Source organism: Pseudovibrio sp. POLY-S9, from assembly GCF_001431305.1.
In the GTDB taxonomy this organism is placed as follows: Bacteria; Pseudomonadota; Alphaproteobacteria; order Rhizobiales; family Stappiaceae; genus Pseudovibrio.
Genome location: NZ_LCWX01000013.1, coordinates 1 through 2,362, shown reverse-complemented (window position 1 = coordinate 2,362; position 2,362 = coordinate 1). Strand labels below are relative to the sequence as shown.

General features: G+C 45.0%; 3 protein-coding genes. 1 reads left to right on the top strand and 2 read right to left on the bottom strand.

Annotated elements, in window-relative coordinates; genetic code table 11:
- Positions 1-68: 68 nt before the first annotated feature.
- Together PPL9_RS00875 and PPL9_RS00870 are read right to left on the bottom strand one after the other, a co-directional pair.
- The gene (locus tag PPL9_RS00875) at positions 69-947 is read right to left on the bottom strand and encodes a DUF4238 domain-containing protein (protein WP_082596437.1); all 879 of its coding nucleotides are present in this window, start codon (positions 945-947) and stop codon (positions 69-71) included.
- Between the two features lie 128 nt (positions 948-1,075).
- Positions 1,076-1,729: a hypothetical protein gene (locus PPL9_RS00870; protein WP_057460876.1), complete on the bottom strand. Its 654-nt coding sequence runs from the start codon at positions 1,727-1,729 to the stop codon at positions 1,076-1,078.
- A 170-nt stretch (positions 1,730-1,899) separates the two neighbouring features.
- Here PPL9_RS00870 and PPL9_RS00865 point away from each other — a divergent pair, with 170 nt between their 5' ends.
- Positions 1,900-2,286: a hypothetical protein gene (locus PPL9_RS00865; protein ID WP_152986552.1), complete on the top strand. Its 387-nt coding sequence runs from the start codon at positions 1,900-1,902 to the stop codon at positions 2,284-2,286.
- The last annotated feature ends 76 nt before the right edge of the window (positions 2,287-2,362 follow it).

The window sequence follows — 2,362 nt, the reverse complement described above, 5'->3', positions numbered from 1 at the left end:
TGTTCAATACTCAAACGATATTCCAGCGGTTGTTTCTGGATCTGCAAGGCTATGAAAAATACGTCTGATTAGTTTTCTACAAAATGGCAGGAGAGCCACACAAAGCGTTCAGCTTGTTGCGCACGCGTTTTATTCATCATCCTGGCGTGTTTCTTAGGAATGCGCCTGATGAGATTTTGCTCCTCGCCTTCCCACGTCATTTCAAGGATCCGATCAGGTGAAAGCGGGAAAGATACACGGACGGTTTTATTTGCAAATCCGCCGTCACCATAGATAGGGCTGTGCGTTTTGGGATCAGAAATGCGTATTACGGGGCTGTCGCTTGTGATCAAATGCTGATCAGGACTTCCCCCGATTACCCAATTCATTGCGTTTAGATTGCCAGCAAGTTGCCCCAAACCTTGCAGCATGGGTAAGCCGGCAGAACGAAGAACACTAATTTTTAATTTGTCCTTAGAGAGAACGAGCTCACGCATTTGCTCGCGCTCTTCTGGAGATAAGAATTGATCAGTTTTTTGCTCATACTCATCGATGACTTCATCATGAAGTTCTTTGCTTGCGGCAATGTACCTTGCAGAATGATGAGCAATATGTGCTGCTAATTCAGCTCCTGCTCGCACCAAAGCTGGCGAGCGCAGATATTGAGCCGCGATGAACAGAGAGATTTTCTGCCGGTCTTCACCTGTCATGATCTTCCCACTCATGAGATCATCCCACAAAGGGGCTGCATCGCTTTCGATTGCGCCTAACAAGAGTTCAAGCTCATCTATCCGCTCACCATCGGGGCCAACGGGCGAATAAAAATTCGTCTCAATGGCTGTAGCCTCTGGTTTTCGACCTTGCGGCTCTGCGCCGGCAGCATAGTTCCAAACCATGCCTTCAGAGTCGCTAAACCGGCTTAAATAGAAGCGAGGAACAATGTGTTGTTTCTTAGTGCGTTGAGACATGGAAGGGCCGTATCTAGCAGTCCAATAAACGTTTTGATTGCGTAGAAATGCAAATATGCAATGAGGCGACTTGAATGAAAAGGCGCTTATAAAGCGCCTTGAGTAACCGAGAGCTGACGACAATTATCTCATATGAGTTTTGCAATGCTATCTGCTAAAACTGATGATGCCCTCTTTGTCATTGCTTTATTTCGCACTTCATTAGCGACGAGTGTATGGCCCTGATTTTTTAGTGCCTTAAAGCCAAGCTTAAGTTTGTTCTTATCATAGCGATGTAATACTGAGGATGATTTGTTTATTTGATCAATTTCGTTTTCTACGAGAGCGTCATGAGCTTGATTTTGAAACAAGGGTGTAGGTGAACTTTGACTACTAGCAGGAACATATGTTGGTTGTGTTCTCATTACCCAGTTTGGTGCTCCAAGTAAGTCCTCAACTACAACGACATCAACATTATGATTAAGAGTGTTTTTATCGTGAACAAAATCCATGAGTGGATCAGTTGCAAAGTATGCAAGCACGACGTCACCGGGGTTTGGATGGAACCCGCTCAATTTAGTTGCAAACTTCACTGAAATGCCGCCATTTGTTGTGGCTGTGCCATTAGGTCTCAGCTGTTTCCCCGGCCAGTATTGAGCAATAACTGTGTTGCTTAGTTGATGGGTTGTATCGACAAGAAGTACTATAGACTGCCCACTGACCACTAACTGTTCTGCTTCAGTAAGTGCTTGGCTAAGAGTTGTTGATGCGGTGGCTACACCTGAAACAAGGATGTTAGACATTTGAGGATCCTTTACATAATTATCCCGCATCTTTTAGTAGATTGTAAAGGTGATTACAATTTTAGATTTTATTGAAATATGCAGAGCAACCTTAGGAGTTGAGAGGCTTTCTTAAGATGCCCGAGCCTCTGCTACACATAAATGGAAATCTATTTCTGTTTGGGGGACCGATGAAACACCACAGTCTAATGATCATGCTCATGGTCGCCGTTCTTAGCGCTTGTACTTCCCCTGAAGACCAGGTTGAAAGCCGTGCAGGTGAAACATCTTCCGCTCAACCTGCAGCTCTCAACGAACAGCAGTTCCAGTATCAAAAGTGCGATAGAGGGCGTGGGCCTGATTGCGTGATTGACGGCGATACCTTCTATATCGGTTACGATAAGATCCGCATTGCGGACATCAATACTCCGGAGACCTATCGTCCTGAGTGTGAGTATGAGTCTCAATTGGGTGCAAAGGCAACCAATCGCATGATCGCTCTCCTGAATGATGGGCCTTTTGTGTTGGTGGCCATTGACAGAGATAGGGACCGTTATGGCTCTCCTGCCATTTTGTAGAAAACTAATCAGACGTATTTTTCATAGCCTTGCAGATCCAGAAACAACCGCTGGAATATCGTTTGAGTATTGAACA

Bases quoted from the DNA above. Each gene is read 5' to 3' on its own strand.
- PPL9_RS00875 (WP_082596437.1), bottom strand. From the start codon at position 947: ATGTCTCAACGCACTAAGAAACAACACATTGTTCCTCGCTTCTATTTA.
- PPL9_RS00865 (WP_152986552.1), top strand. From the start codon at position 1,900: ATGAAACACCACAGTCTAATGATCATGCTCATGGTCGCCGTTCTTAGC.
- PPL9_RS00870 (WP_057460876.1), bottom strand. From the start codon at position 1,729: ATGTCTAACATCCTTGTTTCAGGTGTAGCCACCGCATCAACAACTCTT.